The sequence below is a fragment of the Klebsiella sp. Sb-30 genome (genome assembly GCF_057652795.1).
The window spans coordinates 2,084,990-2,106,765 of the sequence record NZ_CM172749.1; the positions used below are offsets into that span (position 1 = coordinate 2,084,990).

Sequence of the window (21,776 nt, forward strand, 5' to 3'; positions counted from 1 at the left end):
ATGTCATTAGTGATTAAAAACGCGCATGCCATTCTCAGCGGTCTCCCGGGGGATGCCGCGCGGCTGGCCGGGCCGGATATCCGTATCCACGATGGCGTTATCGCCGCCATCGGTTCGCTGGCGGCGCTGCCGGAGGAGCGACAGATCGATGCCCGGGACTGCGTGGTCTATCCGGCATGGGTGAATACGCATCACCATCTGTTCCAGTCGCTGTTAAAGGGCGAGCCTCAGGGGCTGAATCAGAGCCTGACGGCATGGCTGAGCGCCACGCCGTACCGGTTTCGCGCCGCGTTCGATGAGCACACTTTCCGTCTGGCGGTACGCGTCGGGCTGGTGGAGCTGCTGCGATCGGGATGCGCCACCGTCGCGGATCACAACTATTTATACTGGCCCGATATGCCCTTCGATACCTCGGAGATTGTATTTAGCGAAGGCGAGGCGCTGGGCATGCGCATTGTTCTGTGTCGCGGAGGCGCAACCCAGGGGCGGGCCGTTGAGCAGGATCTGCCGGTCGCGCTGCGTCCTGAAACCTTCGATGGCTATATGGCGGATATTGAACGGCTAGTCAAACGCTATCACCGCCCTGACGCCGGTTCCCTGCGGAGGGTGGTGATGGCGCCCACCACCGTGCTGCATTCTGCACCGGGCGCCCAGCTGCGGGAGATGGCCAAACTGGCTCGTCACCTGGGCATTCGGCTGCACAGCCATTTGTCGGAAACCGTGGATTATCTGGATGCCGCGCGGGAGAAGTTCGCGATGACGCCGGTCCAGTTCTGCGCCGAACACGACTGGCTGGGGAATGACGTGTGGTTTGCTCATCTGGTGAAGCTGCTGCCGGAAGAGATCGCGCTACTTGGGCAAACCGGCACCGGCATCGCCCATTGTCCGCAAAGCAACGGGCGGTTGGGAAGCGGGATCGCGGATTTGCTGGCGCTGGAAAAGGCCGGGGTGCCGGTATCGCTGGGCGTGGACGGCGCCGCCTCCAATGAAGCGGCGGATATGCAAAGCGAAGCCCATGCTGCATGGCTGTTGCAACGAGCGCGTAAGGGCATGCTGGCGCAGCCGCGCTACGCTGGCGGTACCTTTGAGGGCGGTGCTGACGCCGCCACGGTGGAGGATGTGGTGCGCTGGGGAAGCGCGGGCGGCGCACACATCCTCGGCTTGCCGCAGTGCGGCACCATCAGCGTCGGGATGCAGGCGGATTTAGCGATTTATCGCCTCGACGATCCGCGCTACTTCGGGCTGCACGATATCGCGATTGGCCCGGTGGCCTGCGGCGGTCGGGCCTCCCTGAAAGCGCTGCTGCTCAATGGCCGGCCGATCGTTGAGGAGGATGTGATCCCCGGCGTGGATCTTGACGCCATGCGTCGCGACGCGCTGGCGGCGGTACGAACCCTACAACAGCGGGCGGCTGTTTAAACCCAATACAGGACAATCATAATGACGCAATCTGTTCAAAATCAGGGCTATGCATTACAGGAACTGGAGAAAGAGGCGCTGATGGGCGCGCCGGGGGAAGAGACGTTTACCCGCGAAGTGCGCTGTATCGATCTCTCAAATTTTGAGGAGAGGAAAAGTGAGATTGCCGATCGGCTATGGGAGGCGGCAGTGGAGATTGGCTTCTTTCAGGTCAGTCATCACGGTATTCCGCTGGCGGAAATTCGCCAGGCATTCAGCATGACCGAGGCGTTTTTCGCCCTGCCCGATGAGGTGAAAGGGCAGTATCCGCTGGCCCGCAATGCCGGTTGGGAAAGCAAGGCGCAGGTCCGGCCATCGACGAAGACCCCGGATCAAAAAGAGTCGTACCAGATTACCCGTCCGCTGATGGCGGGGCTGTGGCCCAGCGACCAGCAGCTCCCGGCGTTCAGAAAGACGATGCTGGAGTTTGAATCCCGGTGCTGGCAGCTGGGGATGAAGCTGCTGTCATGCTTTGCCCTTAAGCTGGGATTTGCGGAGTCGTTTTTCACCACCGCTCACGATCCGGATCGTGAGACCTACCAGAGCACATTGCGTATGCTGCACTACTACGCCAGCGAGCGGGCGCAGCAGGGGATGTGGCGCGCCGGCGCCCATACGGATTTTGACTGCCTGACGCTGTTGTTCCAGCGTCCGGGGCAGGGCGGGCTGCAGGTGTGTCCGGGTAAGGACCGCGAGAGCCAGCAGTGGACCAGCATTGAGCCTCGCGAGGAGGTGATCACCTGTAATATCGGCGATATGCTGATGCGCTGGAGCGACGACCAGCTCCCCTCGAACTTCCACCGCGTGAGAAGCCCGCTTGCCCATGAGTATCAGGGACCGCGCTATAGCCTGGCGTTTTTCTGTCAGGCCAATAAAGATGTCGAGATCCTCGGGCCGCAGGCGAAATACCCGCCGATTACCGCAGAGGCCTATCTGCAGCAGCGTATCCAGGCCAATTTTGCCAAAGGATAGGCTTTCCCGACGGCTGGCGTTGCGCGGCTTTTTCTGAAACGGGCATCCCGTAAAATCCCACGCCGCGGCATGGGATTTTACGGTCATCAATAGCGGATATTCGCAAAAGAACAATTTCATAGCGCTGTTCAATTTAATCGTCTGAACAGTAGCCGGTTAGTGAGTGCCTCTCTTTTATTTGGCCATCGTTGTACCCGGGTTATATTATCGCATGCCGATGAATGTTAATTAATATAATAAAAACAGAAGCAACGTAATCACCACATTAACAATTCTCATACAACTCATTTTTTGTTTGTGAGCGGTTTCATCATTTTAAAATGCTAAATAGGGTATGGTTTAACGGCATTTGACTTGAGGTGGTGGATATCATGAAAAATAAATACAAATTACACGAATTTCTTGATGTTGACCGTTTGCAAACGCTGCAGGACAATTTTAGTCAATCGATGATGATTGCGCTGGTGGTGGTCGACCAGGACGGTATTCCGGTCACCCAGGCGAGCGGTTTCTCTGATTTTTGCGCCCGATCAAGAATGAATGCCACCCTGGCCCGCCACTGCTATGACAGCGACAGCGCCGGAGGGCGGGCGGCAATGCTCGCCGGCGAACCGGTGGTCTATCGCTGCTACTGCGGTTTTGTCGAATTTGCGGTACCCATTATGATTAATGGTCATTACCTCGGCGCGTTTATTTCAGGGCAGGTCAAGGTCGAGGCGGAGAAAGAGCAAACGATCCCCTATATCCTCGACAATAATCATCTGTGGCAAGAGAATCCCTGGCTTATCAATCTGCATGAAAATACGCCGCGGATGCCCTACGATCGCTTTGAATCGACGGCCTACACGCTGCTGCACGTTGCCTCTTATCTGGTCGAGCAGGCCCATGCCAACAACATCCAGCGTGAGCTGCGGCAAAAAGAGCAGGAGCTAACCAGCGAACTGCGTAAACGCGTGGAGATCGAACGTTCATTACATGAGGCCGAGTTCAAGGCGCTGTCTTACCAGATTAACCCCCACTTTTTGTTTAATGTGCTGAATACGATCGGTCGGCTGGCGTTTCTCGAAGATGCCAGCCGTACGGAAACGATGGTGCATGACTTTTCCGATATGATGCGCTATTTACTGCGCAAAAATAATAATGGTCTGATTACCCTTGGCCGCGAAATGAATTATGTCAATTGCTATATGGCCATTCAAAAAGTCAGAATGAATGAACGTTTTGACTATGTTTGCGATATTCCTGAAAAATATAATGAAACGGTTTGTCCTTTTTTAATTCTTCAGCCGCTGGTGGAGAACTTTTTTAATTATGTTGTCGAGCCGCGTGAAACCAAAAGCCACATCATTCTCCGGGCTACCGATGATGGTAAAGATGTCATTATCGAGATAGCCGATAACGGAGATGGCATTTCACCCGAGGATATTGAACATATTCTCTCTGGCAACCAGAATCGACAGAAAGGCGGGATCGGCATTAATAATATCAACAATCGCCTGCAGCTGTTATTTGGTGAAAGCTATGGTTTGCAGATTGCCAGTCCCGATAAGCCGATGCTCGGCACCACGGTAAAACTCCGGTTCCCGATGGCGCCAGCTGAGTCTGGAGTGTGAGAATGTATAACATTGTTATTGTCGAAGATGAGTATATTGAGTCGGAATCGCTCAAGCGGATCGTCTCTCGCTGCGTGGAGAATTCTGTCATTCATGAGGCGTCGACGGGGAAAAAGGCTATTCAGCTTATCGATGAACTGAATCAAATCGATATGATGCTGGTGGATATCAACATTCCGCTGCCCAATGGCAATCAGGTTATTGAGTATCTCAAGCAGAAAAACACGCAAACCAAAGTGATCGTCACGACGGCAAACGACGACTTTGACATTGTGCGCCATATGCTGAGCCTGAAAGTGGATGACTATCTGCTAAAACCGGTTAAGCAGAGTATTCTCAGCGATACGATCCGCAAAACCTTGCTGGTGGACGAACAGGGGGCTGTCGCGACGCGGGAGCAGCGGCAGACGATAAGCGATCTGATGGGCAACTGTGATTATCCCGGCTGGCACACCTGGTTGTTCGGTATTCTTGATGCGGCCTGCGCGCAACACATGTCTGATAACGATGGGGCGAAAAGGCTGACCGATGTCCTGGAATTGCTCCAGCAGCATCTTGCCGGGCTCGGTGATAAATATATCCCGTGTCGGCAAAAAAATAGCGATCTGATCCACAGCATTCATCAGCACGGTCTGGGCACCGGCCGCTACTGGCCGGTGATGGTAGGGTTATTCAATCTCAGCCACGCGATCTTTGAGCAACTGTTTAAAAGCGCCAGCGGCAGCATGGATTTCGTCGCCAGAGCCCGTTTCCATATTGAAAAAAACATGCTTAACAACATGACGCTGGATGATATTGCCGCGGAGTCCTTCGTCAGTCCGTGCTATCTGAGTCGGGCGTTTAAAAAGAGTACCGGCAGCGGGTTCTCCAGTTACATTACCAGCCGAAAAATCAATATCGCCAAATCTCTTCTGCACTACAGCGATCTCAAAGTGAATACTATTGCGCTGGAACTCTCCTGGCAGGATGCGAACTATTTTTGTCGGATCTTCAAGAAAGAGACCGGCATTGCGCCATCCGATTATCGCCGTATCGCCTCGCCCGAGGCGGGCTGATTGTCACCCGGTCTTTTTTGCGCTTGCCCCAGCGTAAGCGCAAGAAAGTCCGCTATCCCGGCAAGATTGTTTACTCGTCGCCGCGCCGCGCGCCGCTAAGATGGGACACGATTCTTTATACAGTGGCGCTGCCGTGGATGAATACCTCTTTACTTCTGAATCCGTTGCCGAAGGGCATCCGGATAAGATGGCGGACCAGATTTCTGACGCCATTCTCGATGCCTGTTTACTCAAAGATCCGTGGGCCAAAGTGGCCTGCGAGTGCCTGGTCAAAACCGGGGCGGTGATTGTGGCCGGGGAGATATCGACCGATGCCTGTATCGATCTTGAGCAGATTGTGCGGGCGACGGTGAAATCTGTCGGCTACGACCATTCATCGAAAGGCTTTGATGGCGCAACCTGTGCGGTTATCAGCATGCTGGGCCGGCAATCTGACGATATTGCTAACGGGATCCGCGCCCGCGATCCGGCCTCGCTGGGGGCCGGCGATCAGGGAATAACCTTCGGCTATGCGTGCGATGAAACGCCGCAGCTCATGCCTGCTCCTGTTCTCTATGCCCATCGGCTGATGGCGCGCCAGGCGCAGCTGCGTAAAACGCGCCAGCTGGATGGGCTATTACCGGATGCCAAGAGCCAGGTGACGCTGCGTTATGGCGGCGGACGGATCCATTATGCTGACACCATCGTGGTCTCCACGCAGCATCGCGCCGACCTTCCGCTGGCGACGCTGCGGGAAGCGGTGATGGAAGAGATGATTAAACCGGTTATTCCGGCACGCTGGCTGACCTCCGCTACCCGGCTGCTGATTAATCCAGCGGGGCCGTTTATCAACGGTGGACCCGCTGCGGATTGCGGCCTGACCGGGCGCAAAATCATTGTCGATACCTATGGCGGCGCAGCGCGCCACGGCGGCGGGGCGTTTTCCGGTAAAGATCCGTCGAAGGTCGATCGTTCGGCGGCCTATGCCGCGCGCTACGTGGCAAAAAATATCGTTGCCGCCGGGCTGGCGACGCGATGCGAAGTCCAGCTGGCCTGGGCCATCGGCCTTTCCCGACCGGTTTCGGTCGCCATCAATACTTTTGGGACTTCCCGTCTGTCGGCGAACCAGCTGACGCAGCTGGTCGACCGTCATTTTGACCTCAGCGTTTATGGCATTATCCGCCAGCTTGATTTGCTGGCGCCGCGCTATCGCCAGACGGCCTGCTACGGCCATTTTGGTCGGGAAGTCTTCCCCTGGGAACGCACTGATAAGGCGCCGCGGTTGCGTGACGATGCCGCCGGTCAGCTGTGCGCGTCGGTGTGTACCCCCTTGCATGAAAAATAACAGGAGAGAGATATGTCCGGGCAGAGCTTAGGCTTAATTGAAACCGTTGGCTTAACGGTGGCGGTAGAGGCCGCTGATGCCGCAATAAAATCGGCGAATGTCGAACTGGTTGGCTATGAGCTGACCAAGGGCAGCGGGCTGGTGACCATCAAATTAACCGGTGAGGTTGGCGCCATGAACGCCGCCGTCTCCGCCGGGGTTGCCGCCGCTAGCCGGGTCGGGCAGGTCTACGCCTGGAAAGTCATTGCGCGTACCGCAACCGGGATTGATAGCCTGATTGCCTCATCACAAACGTGCGGCACGCCTCCTGAACCGACAGCGCCTGCCGCCGAATGCCTCCCTGCCGCCGCGGAAGTTCCTGACGCGACGATAGCGGTGGTCAATATTACGTCTCCCGCACAGTCCGCCTCCTGCCTGGCTTTTGAGGAGAGCCCGGGCGTTGAGTTGCCGGCGTCGCTGGCGGCGGAACCTGACCCGGCGCTGGTTCAGCCGGTGGGCGCAGAGGCTGAACCTCAGAATGAGTCGGCGGTTCAGGCTACTCAGGAGGAGAAAAAAACGGCACGGACCCGGGCGAAGAACACCCGGCGCTAGCCGCTGTCATTTCAGTTAAGCCACCTGCGGGTTAATGCGGGTCACGTCAAGGTGACCCGCATTTTTTTGCTTTATCGCAGGCCAGGACGATACCGGTAAACGGTGGCTGGCGCGAAAATACGAAACCTCTGGCTTAACCGCGACCTTGAGGGCTGCCTCGCCTGCAGACGTGTTGAAAACCTGACAGCGCCGCATAAAAAACCGGCCATCTCTTTGAAATGGCGGATACTTACCCCTCTGCCGGATCGGTCAGCTGACCCTTAAACGATCGGCATTAACCTGCAGGTGGCTTTTTTGTTGCTGCGCGCCAGGAGATGACGCGAGCGAGAGATGAGCAACCGGGCTCTGCCCGGATGCGCGGCTAAGAATCGGATGAGGTGCCTGGGGGGAGGAGCAGCAGGTGACACGAGCAGAAAAGGGGCGTTTGTGGAGCACTCCGCCACAATGTGTTGCGCTGGCGGAGTGCGGGCGCGTCGGGTCAATCAGGATAGCGGATGACTCACCGTCTCCGCGGCGGCTTTGGCGGCGGGGAGATGGCGCCCGATACCGTAGCGGTAGATCGCCGCGCCCAGGATTCCACCGATGACCGGCGCAATCAAAGGTACGAGGAAGTAGGGAATCTCTCTGCCACCGGTCATGGCGACGGAGCCCCAGCCGTTCAGAAACGTAAACAGTTTTGGACCAAAATCGCGAGCCGGGTTCATGGCAAATCCGGTTAGCGGGGCGGTCGCCGCGCCGATGACTGCCACCAGCAGGCCGATCAGCAGCGGCGCAAGCGGCCCTTTTGGCACCCCGTTGCCATCGTCGGTCAGCGCCATAATCAAGCCAATCAGCATCGAAGTAATGACAATTTCCACCAGCGCCGCGAGCCAGACGCTGATGCTTGCCGCCGGATAGGTCGAAAAGATGCTGGCCAGATACAGGCTGTCCTGGCTGCCGCGCACCATCTGGTGGGCCTGTTCATAGTCGGCGAACAGATTGTGGTACAGCAGATAGGTCAGAGCGGCACCGCAAAATGCGCCGGCCATTTGCGCCAGGATATAAGGCGCCACTTTCTTCGCCTCAAAGCGGGCGAACATCCATAAGGCGATGGTGACCGCCGGGTTAAGATGAGCGCCGGAGATCCCTGCCGTCAGGTAGACCGCCAGCGCAATACCCAGCCCCCACACAATGCAGATTTCCCAAAGACCGAAGCTGGCGCCGGCCAGTTTTGCCGCACACAGCACGCTGGTGCCGAAAAACATAAACAATCCGGTACCAAGAAATTCTGCAATACACTGTCCGGTTACTGATTCACGAGAGTCACTCATAGTTTTTTTCCTGTATTAAGCGATGCGCTATGCCATCTCTTAACGATTGGGGTACAAGGGATAAGAGCGCGAAATCTTTTTTTTGTGTTGTCAGGATTAGCCGCCGATATGGCAATGAAATCCCATCGATTCAACGATTTTTTTCAGGCTGGCCATTTTGTCTTCGGAGTGCGAACCGGCATCGCCCATGGGATAAATACGGCCCAGCAGGGTATATTTATTTTCGCCAAAGGTGTGATAAGGCAGTAGATGAATCGTGTCCACTCCAGACATCAGGCGGGCAAATTCAGCAATGCTGCGAATCTCCTCCGGGCTGTCGTTAACGCCGGGAATCACCGGGATGCGCACAATAACGTGAGTGATAAAGGAGATCCGAATCAGGTTTTCCAGAATCGTACGGTTATCAACACCCGTATTAAGTTGATGAATAGTTGGGTTCACGGCCTTAATATCCGTTAATGCCAGATCGACCCACGGAAAGACGTCCTCAATCACCGCTTTGCTGGTCATTCCCGTCGTTTCCATCGCCGTGTGCCAGCCTTTGGCCTTACAGGCTTTCAGGAGCTCGCGAGCAAACACCGGCTGCGCCAGCGGTTCACCGCCTGAGAGGGTAATTCCGCCGCCGGAGCGCCGAAATAAGTTCTCCTCTTTCTGCAGCTCACGGATCACCTCGCTGACGGTCATGCGTTTGCCTTTCATTTCCAGCGCCTGAGTCGGGCAAACCGCGGTGCATTGGCCGCACTGAATACAGCGTTCGCGGTCGATAAAGAACGGATTGCCCGGAGAGAGCGCCCGCTGCGGACAGACCTCCACGCATTTTCCGCAGCGGATACAGTCGCTTTTTTTATAGATTAACTCGGGCTGCGGGCGCTGTGATTCCGGGTTGCTGCACCACTTACAGGCCAGCGGACAGCCTTTAAAAAAGGGGATCGTGCGGATGCCGGGGCCATCATGCAGGGAGTAGCGTTGAATATTGAATAACACGCCTTCGGTATCGTATTCGACTCTGTTCATAACATCACTCGTCAACAAAGCGACCACCAGGCAACAGCAAGTCAGCCGCTAAAATCGGGTCTGATAAAGGGCCATACGTTGCCGTATGGCCCTGGCAGGTCAGGCAAAATCAGAATTGCTGTTCGGTGCGGCTGATGATGTCATCCTGGACTTCTTTCGCCAGTACCACGAACTGCGCGCTATAGCCCGCAACGCGAACCACCAGGTCCTGATGCTGCTGCGGATTTTTCTGCGCCTCCAGCAACGTGTTGCGATCGATAACGTTAAACTGTACGTGCATCCCTTTCTTATCGAAGTAGTTACGCACCAGACCGCCAAAGTTTCGCAGACCCTTTTCCCCCGCCAGCGAGGAGGGCAGGAATTTCTGGTTGTAGAGCGTTCCGTTCGAGGCGATAAAGTGATCCAGTTTGGCTACCGAGTTGGCTGCGGCGGTCGGGCCGAGGGTATCTTTCCCCTGGCGCGGCGATACGCCGTCGGCAAGCGGCTCTTTCGCCAGGCGACCGTCCGGCAGGGCGCTCACATCTTTACCAAACAGCACGTTCGCCGACACCGGATAGATACCGGCCTGGAAACGTCCGCCGCGTGGGTTGGTGTACTTCTCCACTTCCTGACAGTAGATCAGCGCGCATTGACGGGCGACAAGATCCACGTCGTCGATGTCGTTACCGAAACACGGCGTATTTTCCAGAATATGGCGAATCTCTTCATAACGCGGATTGCCTGCCGATGGGGCCGGACTGGCGCTGGCGAGCTGACGATAGACTTCGTTTTTTATCTCTGCCGGGTTCAGCGAGCCGTGCCGGTCGATAATGCGTTTGACCACTTCGTAAATATCCTGCTCGCCGAGAGAGGATTTTGCCGCCGCGCTATGCGCGGTGCCGCCGACCGGGTAGCCGAAGTTGGCATCCAGCGCGCCCTTCAGTTCCTGGAGCGTCAGGCGGCGATCCTCAAACACCTGTTTTTGGATGGCGTAGACGGAGTCGCCGGTATCGGCAATGCCGAACGCCTGCGGGCCGGTAAAGTTGTAAATCGCGCCGCCTTCCTGCAGGGATTTACCACGGCCAATGCAGTCATCGACCAGAGCGGACAGGAACGGCAGAGGGCAGCGTTCGCCGTGGGCGATGTCGACGCTGTTGCACGCTTCGACCAGCTGGTGCACAAAGTGCGCCATCTGTTTTTTGAAGGCCGCATAGAAGTCATCCATGCCGGTGTACTGGGTCATCTCACCGGTCATCGGGCCAAGCTGTTTGTTTCCTGAGCGGCCGTTGTTAAGGGTAATCTCCAGGACCTTCGCGACGTTGAAGAACGCCGCGTCGTGCCAGCCTTCGGTGCGATGTGGCGCCTGCGGCTCCACGCAGCCAATGATGCAATAGTCGCGGGCATCATGCAGCGAGACGCCGCGGTTTTGCAGCGCCGGGATAATCACTTCATCGTTGTACATGGCCGGTACGCCAAGTCCCAGACGGACCAGCTCGCAGGCGCGATAGAGAAACTCATCCGGCGTGCCTTGCCAGACGCGAATCGAGAAAGAGGGCTGCGGCAAACGCACGTGGGCCGTGGCTTCCATGCACATGTAGGTTAACGGGTTGGTGGCATCACGGCCGTCTTCCGTCTGACCGCCGACGCACAGGTTCTGGAACACGGCGTAGCCGGCGAAGGCCTGGGCAGAAACCTCATCGCGGGTTTTGTTGATATCGTTTAGCTTGATCCAGCAGCAGTCCACCAGCTCCTGGGCAAATTCGCTGCTGATGGCGGTATCTGCCGCCAGATACGGATACATGTACTGATCGAAACGGCCGGGAGAAATTGAGTGGCCGCTGGATTCAATCTGCAGCATGCTCTGAATAAACCAGAAGGTCTGGCAGGCTTCCCAGAAGGTTGTCGCGCCATATTCCGGCACGCGGGTACAGTTGCTGGCAATCTGTTCCAGCTCGCGCTGACGGGTTGGGTCGCGTTCTTCACGGGCAAGGCGCGAGGCTTCCTGCGCGTAGCGATGGGCGAAATTGATTGCCGCCTGATAGCTCAGAATAACGGCGTTGTAGAACTGCTCTTTTTTGATGTAATCGGGGGTGCTGCGATCGAGTTTCTCCAGCGCGCGGGTGACTTCATCGATGATCCCGCGAAAGCCGATTTTCAGTACCTTGCCATAGTCGACGCTGACGTGTCCGACACCGCCGAAGAAGTAGTTGCCGACGGTGAAAACGCCGTTGCCCATGCTCTCTTTTGTCCCTTCGGACATATAGGAGGCGGCGAGCGAACTGGTGGTTTTACCCGGCCAGTATTTAAAGGCCTGGTGGAGCTCATCGGCGGTTTTTTTCTCAATGATGAACGGGTCGGCAACGCGGTGCGCCATGGTGTCGAACTCTTTTTCGACCCAGTCATAAGAGAATTCAGGACAAATTTCTGTCGAACGTGGATTAATCGTGACGGCGCCGACGATTAACTCGTCAGGGCGAATAGTGACCGGCAGTTCGTTAAATATTTTCTCAACGACTTTTGCCCGCCGCATAATAGCGGGAAGCTGCTCATTTTCTTTATATGCCTCGGTTGCCAGCACCGCACGTTCAGATTCTACATACGGTTTAGCATGCAGAATCATATTTTTGAGTCTTACTACACGATCGGTCGGATGAGTAAAGCCTTTCTCTAACATACAATAACTCCCGAAATGATATAAGCGTGGGGTTTTTCCACACCTGAGTTTTTTTACCTGACGGTAGGGCCGGGTACGCTAGCTAATAGTGTTGCTGCCGATTAAACTAATAAATTGACGTAATATTTCCGGGTGCGCCATCCAGGTCGTCGCGGTGACAAGATTGCCGTCATGTACCGCCTCGTGGTCTGCGGCGCTCACCCAGATGCCGCCAGCCATTTCAACTTCAGGCTTTAAGGTGAAATATCCCGTCAGCGTTTTGCCTTTTAATATGCCGGCAGCAACCAGAATTTGTGGTCCATGACATATAGCGGCAATCGGTAGCGCAATATTATTGGCGCAGTGGATGATATTTAATACCATCCGGTTGAGACGTAAATATTCCGGAGCGCGGCCGCCGGCAAGATATATTCCACAATATTCCTGTATCCTGACTTCATCAAAAGAGGCGGTTAAGCGGAACAGATGGCCCGGTTTTTCGCTATAGGTTTGATCGCCCTCAAAATCATGAATCGCGGTCTTTATATATTCCCCACAGCGTTTCCCGGGGCACACCACATCCACTCTGAAACCTAACATGCTTAATGCCTGCCATGGCACCATGACTTCATAGTCTTCAGAGAAATCGCCTGCCAGAAGCAAAATTCTTTTCATAAGCGAACTCTCAGAACGTACTGTCATCATCCTCAATAATACGCATGGCTTCATTCACTGCGGCGATCTCGCCGAACAGCGCCAGCGTCGTGATATGCTGCGGACAGCTGCCAAAGATCTCCGATACCGCAACATGTGCGCTTTTACTTGCCAGATCGGCGTAAAAGTACAGATCCGGTACCGGCAACATAATCAACCCGATAGCGTCGATGCGGATACTTTCCAGCCGGTTGCGAGATTCCGAAGGCATCCGCCTTTTCAGCATGGCGAGCGTTTCCGGCGTCGGCGCGTTGATAATGCGTTTTTTCATGATCGAGTCAGCCATCCTGCTTCAGTCAACGAATATTGAGCGCTTCAACCATCACGCAGCGACGGTGCCTGGCGTAGGAGCGTGCTGAGGTCAGGCCTTCACCGGTCGGACCGGCAATGGTAAATGTCGCATGTCCTTCGCCGCCAACGCCCAACCCGGCATATGACGGGCCATTTTTGACAAAAATAGTGGTCTGGATCAGCCGCGCCATTTTGGTCAGTTTTTCAACGTTGGTAGAGTGCATCATGGCCGTGTGACGATGACCATGTTCAACTTTCACCGCCAGATCGATCGCTTCATCGACGTTCTCCACTCTGACCACCGGCAAAACCGGCATCATAAGTTCGTGCAGCACGAATGGATGGTCACGTTCGGTTTCAATCAGGATAACTTTGATCTCCTCCGGCACGCTGATACCGATTTGCTGCAGAATGTAGCGCGCATCTTTCCCCACCAATGCGGTACTCGGGCCGTTTCCTTTTTCATTCAGCACCAGCGCCTGTAACTGCTGAATATGTTGTTTGTCGCACAGCAGCCAGGCGCCGCTTTTTTTCATGCAGTGGATGAGATAGTCCGCCACTTCATTGACGACAATGACCTCTTTTTCCGCCACGCAGGGGAGGTTGTTATCGAAGCTGCAGCCGTTGATGATATCGCGGGCGGCTTTCTCGATATTGGCGGTTTCATCAACCACAACGGGAGGATTGCCCGCGCCGGCGCCAATCGCTTTCTTACCGGACGACATCACGGTTTTCACTATCGCCGGCCCGCCGGTGGCGACCAGCATATTGATACGCGCGTCGCCGATTAAGGCATTGGTGTTGTCAATCGACGGGCTGGCGACCGTGACCACCAGACTGGCGGGGGCGCCAAGTCGGGCCAGCTGTTGATTGATTAGCGTGACACAGTACAACGACACCTGGCGCGAACGCGGATGCGGGCTAAAGACCACGGCGTTGCCGGCGGCCAGCATACCGAGAGTATTGTTGATAATGGTCTCGGTCGGATTGGTGGTCGGGGTGATCGAACCAATGACGCCATAGGCGGAGTATTCGGTCAGCGTCAGGCCGCCATCTCCGCTGATTGCGGCGGTGATGAGATCTTCAACTCCTGGGGTTTTTTGCGCGGCAACGCGGTTTTTCACCATCTTGTCGGCATAATTTCCCATTCCGGTCTCTTCCACCGCCATGGTCGAGAGCGCGTGCAAAATCTCTTCCTGCAGGAAAAACTGGCGAATGCCGTCAACAAAGCGGGCGCGATCCTGCATTGAGCAGTGGCGATACTGGATGTACGCCTGCTGTGCCGCGGTAATCGCGGCATCCATGGTGGCAAAAACACCGTCACCGGCGCTCCCGTCGACAGGCGCTGCGGGAGCGGCTCCGGCCTGGCTTGCCAGTACGCTGGCCACAATCGCGTCGATGCTGCCGCGATCGAACGGTGTGGCGGCTGCCGGCGCAGGCTGTTCGGGCGCTGGTGCCGTCGTTTTGGTATATTTACTCAGCACGCGGGAGACGGCCTGAGTAATATCAAGATCGTTCATGCTGTATCTTCCTTACTTCGCTTCGCTCGTGGGTGCCACCATCAAATGTACGGCGTCGTGGTCGATTTGATCGGCGCCGGATCGAGCGTAGCCAGCAGCTGTTTCCCGACGTCTCTGGCGGCGATGACCGCCTGGCGTACCGCGCCGGAATCACCGGCAAACGTGAAGATCACTTCGTTACTGAAGCTGGTGCCGTGCGCCGGGCTGGCGTAACCCACCGGCTCGATGACGGCGGCTTTGGCTGCGGCGTCGGCGACTACCACGCCAATCGCCGCCGGTGAAGCGCAGGTCATGCCGAAAGATTTACCCAGCGGGGCACCGAAGGCTTTATTGAGCGCGCTGCTGGCGCGGGCGGTGTACTGGAACTCCAGATGACCGGCCGGCGAGCCATAAACATCGCCCATGGTGCGTTGAATTTCGCCCAACGCGACTTCAACCGCGCGACGAACATCGGAGACATCGGAGGCGCCGAAAATGATCAGGCAACCATGCCCACCGCCGCCCTCGGTATCGCGAGCCAGCTCAATAGAGAGAATTTCACTGTTGGTGGCTTTAATGGCCTCATCCGCGGCAAATATATGCGGACCGGCCCCGGTCCGGGCGCCAAGAATACCGATGGAGCGATATTTCTTGTCGATATTCATGACTTCATGTAATTGATGATCAACATTGGCAATAACTAATCCAATGGTATGCCCGAGGGCCGTTCCGACAAATTCAGTTAAACCGCAACCGATAAAGCTGGCCGGCGTTTTATTATTTGCGCGATCATCAGTCTGTTTGTGCATTACTTCAGATATAATCTGCTCAACAAGATTATCTCTCATGGTCGGTATCCTCTGGCTTTATTAACTGACAGCTTTCGGCAGGATTTTTTCCACTTCAATATGTGGGCGCGGAATCACATGTACGGAGACCAGTTCACCGACTTTACCTGCCGCCGCTGAGCCTGCGTCCGTTGCCGCTTTGACTGCGCCGACGTCGCCGCGCACCATGACGGTAACCAACCCGGAACCAATTTTTTCATAACCGACCAGGGTGACGTTAGCGGATTTAACCATGGTATCTGCGGCTTCAATTGCGGAAACCAGACCTTTTGTTTCAACCATACCTAATGCTTCTTGTTGCATAACGACCTCAATATTTCCAGGTGAGAGTAAAAGCAAGTTATGAATTAACCGATAAAGGTTGAGTTCATAGACTTAATAAATTCATGCACTACGATGTTATTGCGTCAGAGACAAAATGTTTTGCCCGGCAGAGAGACTTTCTTGTTTTCCCGTTTTCAGCTGGACAATAAAATCCTCCCCGTATGACTACTTTCAGGACGCGCTCAGGCCGCGCCTTCCAGCAAGGGGGCAAGCGCGGCCGCATCCTCGGCAATCATCCGCTCTTCATTGGTGGGAATGACCGCCACAATCGGTGAGCCGGGGCGCGAGATAATGCCCTGCCGGCCGGCAAACATTTGCGCATTGCGCGCGGCGTCAAGCTGCACGCCAAATATCGCCAGCCGTTCGGCGGTCAGCTCGCGGATCAGCGCCGAGTTTTCCCCGATGCCGCCGGTAAAGATCAGCGCGTCAAAGCGATGCAGCGAAGCGAGATGGGCGCCAAGGTGGCGGGCAAGCCGGTGAACCATGACATCAATCGCGAGGGTGGCCCGGGGATCGCCGTTGTCGCGCGCCTCTTGTAACGTGCGGCAATCGCTGGAAAGACCCGACAGACCGAACAATCCCGCCTCGTTATTGACCATCTTGTAAAGTGATTCGATAGTCTGTCCGGTGCAGCGGGCAATATAGGCCGCGGCGCCAAAATCCAGATCGCCGCAGCGCGTTCCCATCACCAGCCCTTCAAGCGGCGTCATGCCCATCGAAGTGTCGACACTCTGCCCGTTTTTCACCGCGCAGACTGACGAGCCATTGCCGAGATGGGCAATAAGCAGGCCGTGGTTAGCGGGGTTGAGACCCAGGCGCGCGACGGCTTCGGCGGCGATAAAGCGATGGGAGGTGCCGTGGAAGCCATAGCGTCTGACCTGATGCTGGTGTAAATACTCCAGCGGGATGGCATAGGTATAGGCTTCCGGCGGTAGCGTCTGATGAAAGGCGGTATCAAACACCGCCACCTGCGGCAGCGCGGGTAACAGCGCCATGGCGGCTTCAATGCCAATCAGGTTGGCGGGATTGTGCAGCGGCGCCAGCGCCGACAGTTCACGGATACGCTCGATGACCGACGCCGTGAGCCGCACCGAATGTTTGAAATCATTCCCGCCGTGCGCCACCCGATGACCGATGGCGCAGACCTGCGGCAGCAGCCCCTGCTCTGCGAGCCGGGCGAACAGCGCCTCCAGCGCGCAGGTATGGCTGGCACCGTCAGGCAACCCGCTGGTCGTCTTCCCTTGCGCATCGTTAAAGGTAATGCAGGCCTGGTGTAGCCCCAGCTTTTCGGCCAGCCCGGAGAGCACCGGGGTCTCCTGATTGCGCGGGATGACGGAGAACTTGAGAGAAGATGAACCACAGTTAATAACCAGAACCAGTGATGCTGACGACATGATGACCCCTGTCTGTATCCGTTTTTTAGAGAGATTCATTGAATGGTGTGAGCAAAAATCGCTCGCGGCTGAAGCGCGCCAGAGTCTGCGTGGCAATCGCGATATCTTCCTCGACGCTCCCGCCGCTGATGCCGATACCGCCGAGCAGCACGCCGGCCGACCAGCAGGGCAGCCCACCGCCAAAGCAGCAAAGACCTTGCGTATGCGACAAGCCGTACAGGCTGGCGCCAGGTAATACGTCGGCCGCGAGTCGGTGGGTCGGCATCCTGAGCGCCACGGCGGTCCATGCTTTTTGCGTGGCCAGCGTATGGCTGATGAGCAGGGCGTTATCCTGACTAACGAAGTAGCGCTGCAGGCCGTGGGTATCCACCAGGCTAAAAACAATGGGCACATTCGCGTTGTTCGCGGCATCGATGGCACAGTGCGCCAGTAATGCCGCGTCCGTCAGCGTCAGCGAGGCCGGAGACGGCGCTAACTGACGCGAAATGGCCGCGTTGATACGGCGATCCAGTTCGGCGTTCGGGGGGGTGTGCATGTTTTTCCTCCGTGGCGCTTACTGGCCGTTAAGATCGAGCGAGTCAACAATGCCGACTACGGCAGCATCAATCACCGAGTGCTCTTTGCTGGTGGTCATCCGCGCGGAGCTACCGGTGGTGACGATGACCGTTTCCCCGTTTCCGGCGCCGACAAAATCGACGGCGACCTGCGCCGTGCCGGTGGGCTGATAGTGTTCATCCAGGCGGGCGACAATCAGCAGCTTTGCGCCATTGAGCGAAGCATGTTTGGTCGTCGACACCAGTGCCCCGGTTACTTTTGCCAGATACATATTTCCTCCTGGTGGCTCTGCACCATGACAATACCGCGGTCGCGAATTTCATCGCGTGCGGCGGGAGTGATGAGCGTCCGGTGTCCAACGGACAGGACCGCGCCTGCGGGGTGCTGGCGCACATCGCTGAGCGTGATCAGCGGTTTACCGCCGGGCGCCGTCGGCCTCTGTGCCGGGTTCGCCGTGGGGCGGCCGATAATCGTGATGCCATACTCCCCGAGAGTGGCGGCGTAACCGGCCAGCCGTGCCCGCAATGCCGGGGGGAGCTGGCTGGCGGCGTCATCCCGGCATTCGGTATTGAGCGTGACGATGATGGGCCTGGCCAGACTCAGGGCGTGAAAAACCCAGCGACACACCCGGTTATCGCGAATACCTAAGGCGATTTTGCTCAGGCTGTTGGTGGACAGCGAGGGCAGATACAGGCCGCTGAACGTCTCTTCTGTCGGGCAGGGATCCCGGTCGTCGCACAGCGCCTCAACATCGCGATGCGCCAGAGCCTCCATGCAGGTGGAGTGCAACGACGCCTGGATGGCGCTATGGGAAAAGGTCATCACCAGGAGATAGCCGCGCCGGTTCAGCGCCGTCAGACAATCCAGCGTCGTCGGGAGCGTGGCGAGATCCTCGCCGCTTAATACCACGCGCATAACCTTGCCGTGGTCTTGCAGGCGCCGCCGGCGTTGAGCCAGCAGGTCTGCAATGAGGCTGTCGAGCCGGTGTGAGAGTTGCTGTGCATCCATTGTGGTTCTCCTCAGCGGCTGCGCATGGCGATGCCAAGCGGCGTCACCAGCAGCGGCTGCTGCGCCTGAATGACCCGTTTGCCGGTGGCGTGGCGAAAAACGTCGGCAAACTGGCGGAAGCTGCTGGCGCCTCCGACCAGGTAAATGTCTTCGACCGGATAGCCCGCCAGCCAGCCGGCGACCAGATGAGCCATCTTTTCAGCCACCGGACGGACCACGGTAAAGATCTGTTCTTCCTCCTCCGGACACTTTTTCAACGCTTCCGCTTCGGCAAAAGGCATGCCCAGGGCGCCCGCGAGTACCAGGGTCATATGGTTGCCTCCGGTCGGCTCATCGGCGCTGAAAATCACGTTGCCGTCGCGCAGAATGCTGATCCCGGTTGTCCCGCCGCCCACATCAACCACTGCGCCGTGGCGAATGTTTAAGGCCAGCGCGGCGGCTACCGGTTCATCAACCACGTCGGTCACCTCCAGTCCGGCGGCCTCCACCATATTGACGATCACTTTGGTGTTCCCGGCGGTGATTCCCGGCGGGATGGCCGTCGCCGCGCGGGTGAGGGGGCATCCGAGGCGCTCTTCGAGCGCTGTTTTCAGCCCGCTCACCACCCGGCTGGCGGTCAGGAAATCCACCACCACGCCGTCTTTCACCGCCCGTGAAGGATGGCTGATGCCGGCGACGGGGTTATCGTTTTCATCCAGCACAACCACGGCGATATTGGCCGTGCCCGGATCGACACCCACTTTCAGCGCGCCTGCCCAGGCGCGGCATCCGCCCAGGCTGACCAGCTCCGCCAATGCGTTCAGCCGCCTGGTTGCTGTGCTGTTAGTCATGGTGGCGTTCCGCAAACGCGCGCTGGACGCAGTCGCCGTTACGCAAGCCAAAGCCGTTGGCCTCCTCAACATCAACATGCATTTCCAGCACCGCATCCGCGCTCACCCGGACCACCACGTGGCTGAGAATGCCGCCGCGATAGCCGTCGATACGCACGTCAATCTCCATCCCGTCGCGCAGGGCGTGGCGCTCGGCGTCGGCGGGCGAAATATGAATATGGCGCCAGGCGACAATAGCGCCATCCGTTTTGCTGACCCGTCCGCGCGGGCCAATAATCTCGATCCCCGGCGAGTCCTGTAGATCGCCGGACATTCTTAAGGGGGCTTTGACGCCGAGGATAAAGCTGTCGGAGACGGAGATTTCAACCTGGGTGGCGCTGCGCAGCGGGCCAAGGACGCGTACTCTGGTCAGCTCCCCTTTTGGTCCGCGCAGAGTCACCGTCTCTTCGGCGGCATACTGGCCCGGCTGTTTGACCGCCTTCATGCGGGTGAGGGTGGTGCCATAGCCAAACAGAATGTCCATATCTTCCCGGCTCAGATGAACGTGGCGGTTAGAGATGCCAACGGGGATACGCAACGTCTGTGCGGCGAGTGGGGCACCGGCCGCCGCCCCGGGGCCACGGGACTTGAGTTCCTGAAGAATTTCCCGGGTGATTAATTCGGCTTGCTGCTGGGTGTCATTCATAGCGTCAACAACCTGAAAGTGATGAAAGGAGCGATACAAGCATATTCAGTCCCGCGTTGGCCTTTTTGCTGTTGCGCAGGACTTTTTTGACGGTCCGCCGGGCGCAGGACAATCTTGTCCAGATTTAGCCGGCGATGGCGGTCAGCAAGCGGTCTACATCAGCGGCGCGGGGCTGGCAGGGATTGGTTTGCGTGCAGCCATCCCCTAAGGTCGCCGCGATCAGCGCCTGACGCAGGGATTCCACAGCCGTCCGGTCTTTTCCCAGCGCCTGCAGTGTGGCGGGAATACCAAAATGGTGATTCATATCGCGAATGCTGCCGATTAGCGCGCGCAGAGTTTGCTCCGGCGTGGCGGCCTGGATGCCCATAATGGCGGCGCATTTCAGGTATCTCATCCGCGCGTGCGGGGCGTGGCGGGCATTGTGCTCAATAATCAACGGCAGCAGCATAGCGTTAATTTTGCCGTGTGGGATATGCAACATCCCGCCGATAGCGTGCGCCATACCGTGCACTAATCCCAGCCCCGCCGAATTAAACGCCATGCCGGCCATGCAGGAGGCGTTGTGCATATGGCCCCGCGCCGCAATATTATTCTCATCGCTAAAAACGTCGGGCAGGTGTTGCCAGACCAGCGCAATGGCTTTCTCGGCGAGCGCGTCGCTAAAATCATTGGCCCCCGTCGAAACCAGCGCCTCAATGGCGTGGGTCAGGACGTCCATGCCGGTATCCACCGCGACCTGACGAGGAACCGAGAGAACCAGGTTTGGGTCAAGGATGGCGCAGTCCGGGATCAGTTCATCGGCAATCAGCGGATATTTTCGGCCGTTTTGCGGATCGGAGATGATGGCGTAGGAGGTGACTTCGGAACCGGAACCGCTGGTGGTCGGAATGGCGATAAGTTCTATGGCGTGGCCGGGGAGGAACTCTTCCAGCGTAACCTTGATCCCTTTAGCGGCATCAAGAGCGGAGCCGCCGCCCAGCGCGATAATGACCTGCGGTTTAAAACTTTTAAACTGTGCGGCGCCGGCGTGCAGGATCTCCACGCTCGGGTCGGGTTTCACCTCGCTAAAAATAGAGACGCAGGCCTGCGGCATTTCATTAATCAGGTCGCGTGTTTTACCGGAGCTCACCATAAAGCTGTCGGTCACAATCGCCACCTTTTTATGGTTCAGCCGACGCAAGGTTTGAATTGCGTTTTCACCAAAATAGACGTCAGGAAGAGAAAAGAAATAGCTCGCCATCTTTCGATTACCTTATCCGTTGGGCGGATTGCGGGGAGGCAAATGCCGGATGTAAAAAGAGAGCGTATTGTGTCATGGGGGGGTGAATAAGAAGCTGGCTATGCTTGTGCTAAGTCAGGATTTCGTTGCGGTACTCTTTTATTGCGGACAAAAAAGTGCAGGGGGGCATCGCGCCAGCGATGGTCTCTGACCCTGATACGGGTCGGGACCGGAATTCTGGTATGCGTGAGGCGCTGGCGGTGCTGAGGCCAGGTGATAGTTTCTACGCTGAAGGCATTGCGTGCCCCTACTGTGCTGTCGCGGCATGTGTTCCCGATCTGTTCGCTCCGCCGTTGCGGGTTAACGTCCTGCCACTGCCCGGCGTTGTTGCGGTCAGATGAGCGGTTTCAACTTATCCTGTCTGCCCGGCATGGGTTTTG

At 57.0% G+C, this 21,776-nt stretch carries 20 protein-coding genes and 1 pseudogene; 6 read left to right on the top strand and 15 right to left on the bottom strand.

Annotation, left to right across the window (positions count from 1 at the left end; translation table 11 throughout):
- From AC236I_RS09735 to AC236I_RS09760, 6 genes and pseudogenes are all read left to right on the top strand, one after another.
- Positions 1-1,419, top strand: coding sequence for an amidohydrolase family protein (locus AC236I_RS09735; RefSeq protein WP_048025098.1), 1,419 nt, complete (start codon positions 1-3; stop codon positions 1,417-1,419).
- 21 nt (positions 1,420-1,440) lie between these two features.
- Positions 1,441-2,430 carry an isopenicillin N synthase family dioxygenase gene (locus tag AC236I_RS09740; RefSeq protein WP_004863630.1) on the top strand — a complete coding sequence of 330 codons (990 nt, stop codon included), beginning with the start codon at positions 1,441-1,443 and terminating at the stop codon, positions 2,428-2,430.
- A gap of 371 nt (positions 2,431-2,801) precedes the next feature.
- Positions 2,802-4,043 carry a sensor histidine kinase gene (locus tag AC236I_RS09745; RefSeq protein WP_404655331.1) on the top strand — a complete coding sequence of 414 codons (1,242 nt, stop codon included), beginning with the start codon at positions 2,802-2,804 and terminating at the stop codon, positions 4,041-4,043.
- A gap of 2 nt (positions 4,044-4,045) precedes the next feature.
- On the top strand, positions 4,046-5,098 hold the full coding sequence (locus tag AC236I_RS09750) for a response regulator (protein WP_004863625.1): 1,053 nt from the start codon (positions 4,046-4,048) through the stop codon (positions 5,096-5,098).
- A 133-nt stretch (positions 5,099-5,231) separates the two neighbouring features.
- Positions 5,232-6,422 (top strand): methionine adenosyltransferase, encoded by a 1,191-nt coding sequence (metK, locus tag AC236I_RS09755; protein ID WP_048757503.1) that lies wholly within the window; start codon positions 5,232-5,234, stop codon positions 6,420-6,422.
- A gap of 12 nt (positions 6,423-6,434) precedes the next feature.
- Positions 6,435-6,701, top strand: a pseudogene (locus AC236I_RS09760) (BMC domain-containing protein); the annotation flags it as partial.
- Between the two features lie 794 nt (positions 6,702-7,495).
- Here the strand turns inward: AC236I_RS09760 and AC236I_RS09765 are convergent.
- The 15 genes from AC236I_RS09765 to AC236I_RS09835 all read right to left on the bottom strand — a co-directional run bounded on the left by AC236I_RS09765 (position 7,496) and on the right by AC236I_RS09835 (position 21,357).
- Positions 7,496-8,323: an MIP/aquaporin family protein gene (locus AC236I_RS09765; protein WP_004863618.1), complete on the bottom strand. Its 828-nt coding sequence runs from the start codon at positions 8,321-8,323 to the stop codon at positions 7,496-7,498.
- A gap of 96 nt (positions 8,324-8,419) precedes the next feature.
- The gene (locus AC236I_RS09770; RefSeq protein WP_004863616.1) at positions 8,420-9,337 is read right to left on the bottom strand and encodes a glycyl-radical enzyme activating protein; all 918 of its coding nucleotides are present in this window, start codon (positions 9,335-9,337) and stop codon (positions 8,420-8,422) included.
- Between the two features lie 109 nt (positions 9,338-9,446).
- Positions 9,447-11,990, bottom strand: a complete 2,544-nt coding sequence (grpM, locus tag AC236I_RS09775) for a glycyl radical diol dehydratase GrpM (protein ID WP_015584070.1) — start codon at positions 11,988-11,990, stop codon at positions 9,447-9,449.
- A 78-nt stretch (positions 11,991-12,068) separates the two neighbouring features.
- A complete protein-coding gene (locus AC236I_RS09780) occupies positions 12,069-12,644 on the bottom strand; it encodes a DJ-1/PfpI family protein (RefSeq protein ID WP_004863606.1) in 576 nt (191 codons plus the stop codon).
- Between the two features lie 10 nt (positions 12,645-12,654).
- Positions 12,655-12,954 carry a hypothetical protein gene (locus AC236I_RS09785; RefSeq protein ID WP_004863604.1) on the bottom strand — a complete coding sequence of 100 codons (300 nt, stop codon included), beginning with the start codon at positions 12,952-12,954 and terminating at the stop codon, positions 12,655-12,657.
- A gap of 25 nt (positions 12,955-12,979) precedes the next feature.
- Positions 12,980-14,494 (bottom strand): aldehyde dehydrogenase family protein, encoded by a 1,515-nt coding sequence (locus tag AC236I_RS09790; protein ID WP_004863602.1) that lies wholly within the window; start codon positions 14,492-14,494, stop codon positions 12,980-12,982.
- Positions 14,495-14,535: 41 nt separating this feature from the next.
- Positions 14,536-15,321: a propanediol utilization microcompartment protein PduB gene (gene pduB / locus AC236I_RS09795; protein WP_015584072.1), complete on the bottom strand. Its 786-nt coding sequence runs from the start codon at positions 15,319-15,321 to the stop codon at positions 14,536-14,538.
- 21 nt (positions 15,322-15,342) lie between these two features.
- Positions 15,343-15,624 carry a propanediol utilization system shell hexameric protein GrpH gene (gene grpH, locus AC236I_RS09800; RefSeq protein ID WP_004863596.1) on the bottom strand — a complete coding sequence of 94 codons (282 nt, stop codon included), beginning with the start codon at positions 15,622-15,624 and terminating at the stop codon, positions 15,343-15,345.
- 203 nt (positions 15,625-15,827) lie between these two features.
- The gene (tdcD, locus tag AC236I_RS09805; protein ID WP_004863591.1) at positions 15,828-17,039 is read right to left on the bottom strand and encodes a propionate kinase; all 1,212 of its coding nucleotides are present in this window, start codon (positions 17,037-17,039) and stop codon (positions 15,828-15,830) included.
- 25 nt (positions 17,040-17,064) lie between these two features.
- Positions 17,065-17,574: a GlcG/HbpS family heme-binding protein gene (locus tag AC236I_RS09810; protein WP_048025091.1), complete on the bottom strand. Its 510-nt coding sequence runs from the start codon at positions 17,572-17,574 to the stop codon at positions 17,065-17,067.
- An 18-nt stretch (positions 17,575-17,592) separates the two neighbouring features.
- Positions 17,593-17,865 carry a EutN/CcmL family microcompartment protein gene (locus AC236I_RS09815; RefSeq protein WP_004863583.1) on the bottom strand — a complete coding sequence of 91 codons (273 nt, stop codon included), beginning with the start codon at positions 17,863-17,865 and terminating at the stop codon, positions 17,593-17,595.
- Positions 17,847-18,602 (bottom strand): hypothetical protein, encoded by a 756-nt coding sequence (locus tag AC236I_RS09820; protein WP_086816245.1) that lies wholly within the window; start codon positions 18,600-18,602, stop codon positions 17,847-17,849. The genes AC236I_RS09815 and AC236I_RS09820 overlap by 19 nt, the downstream gene beginning before the upstream one ends.
- 11 nt (positions 18,603-18,613) lie before the next feature.
- On the bottom strand, positions 18,614-19,432 hold the full coding sequence (gene eutJ, locus AC236I_RS09825) for an ethanolamine utilization protein EutJ (RefSeq protein ID WP_487608780.1): 819 nt from the start codon (positions 19,430-19,432) through the stop codon (positions 18,614-18,616).
- Positions 19,425-20,117 (bottom strand): phosphate propanoyltransferase, encoded by a 693-nt coding sequence (pduL, locus tag AC236I_RS09830; protein WP_004863576.1) that lies wholly within the window; start codon positions 20,115-20,117, stop codon positions 19,425-19,427. Before pduL ends, eutJ begins: the two co-directional genes overlap by 8 nt.
- Positions 20,118-20,241: 124 nt before the next feature.
- Entirely contained in the window at positions 20,242-21,357 is a 1,116-nt protein-coding gene (locus AC236I_RS09835) for a 1-propanol dehydrogenase PduQ (RefSeq protein ID WP_064358972.1), read from the bottom strand.
- Positions 21,358-21,776: the final 419 nt, after the last annotated feature.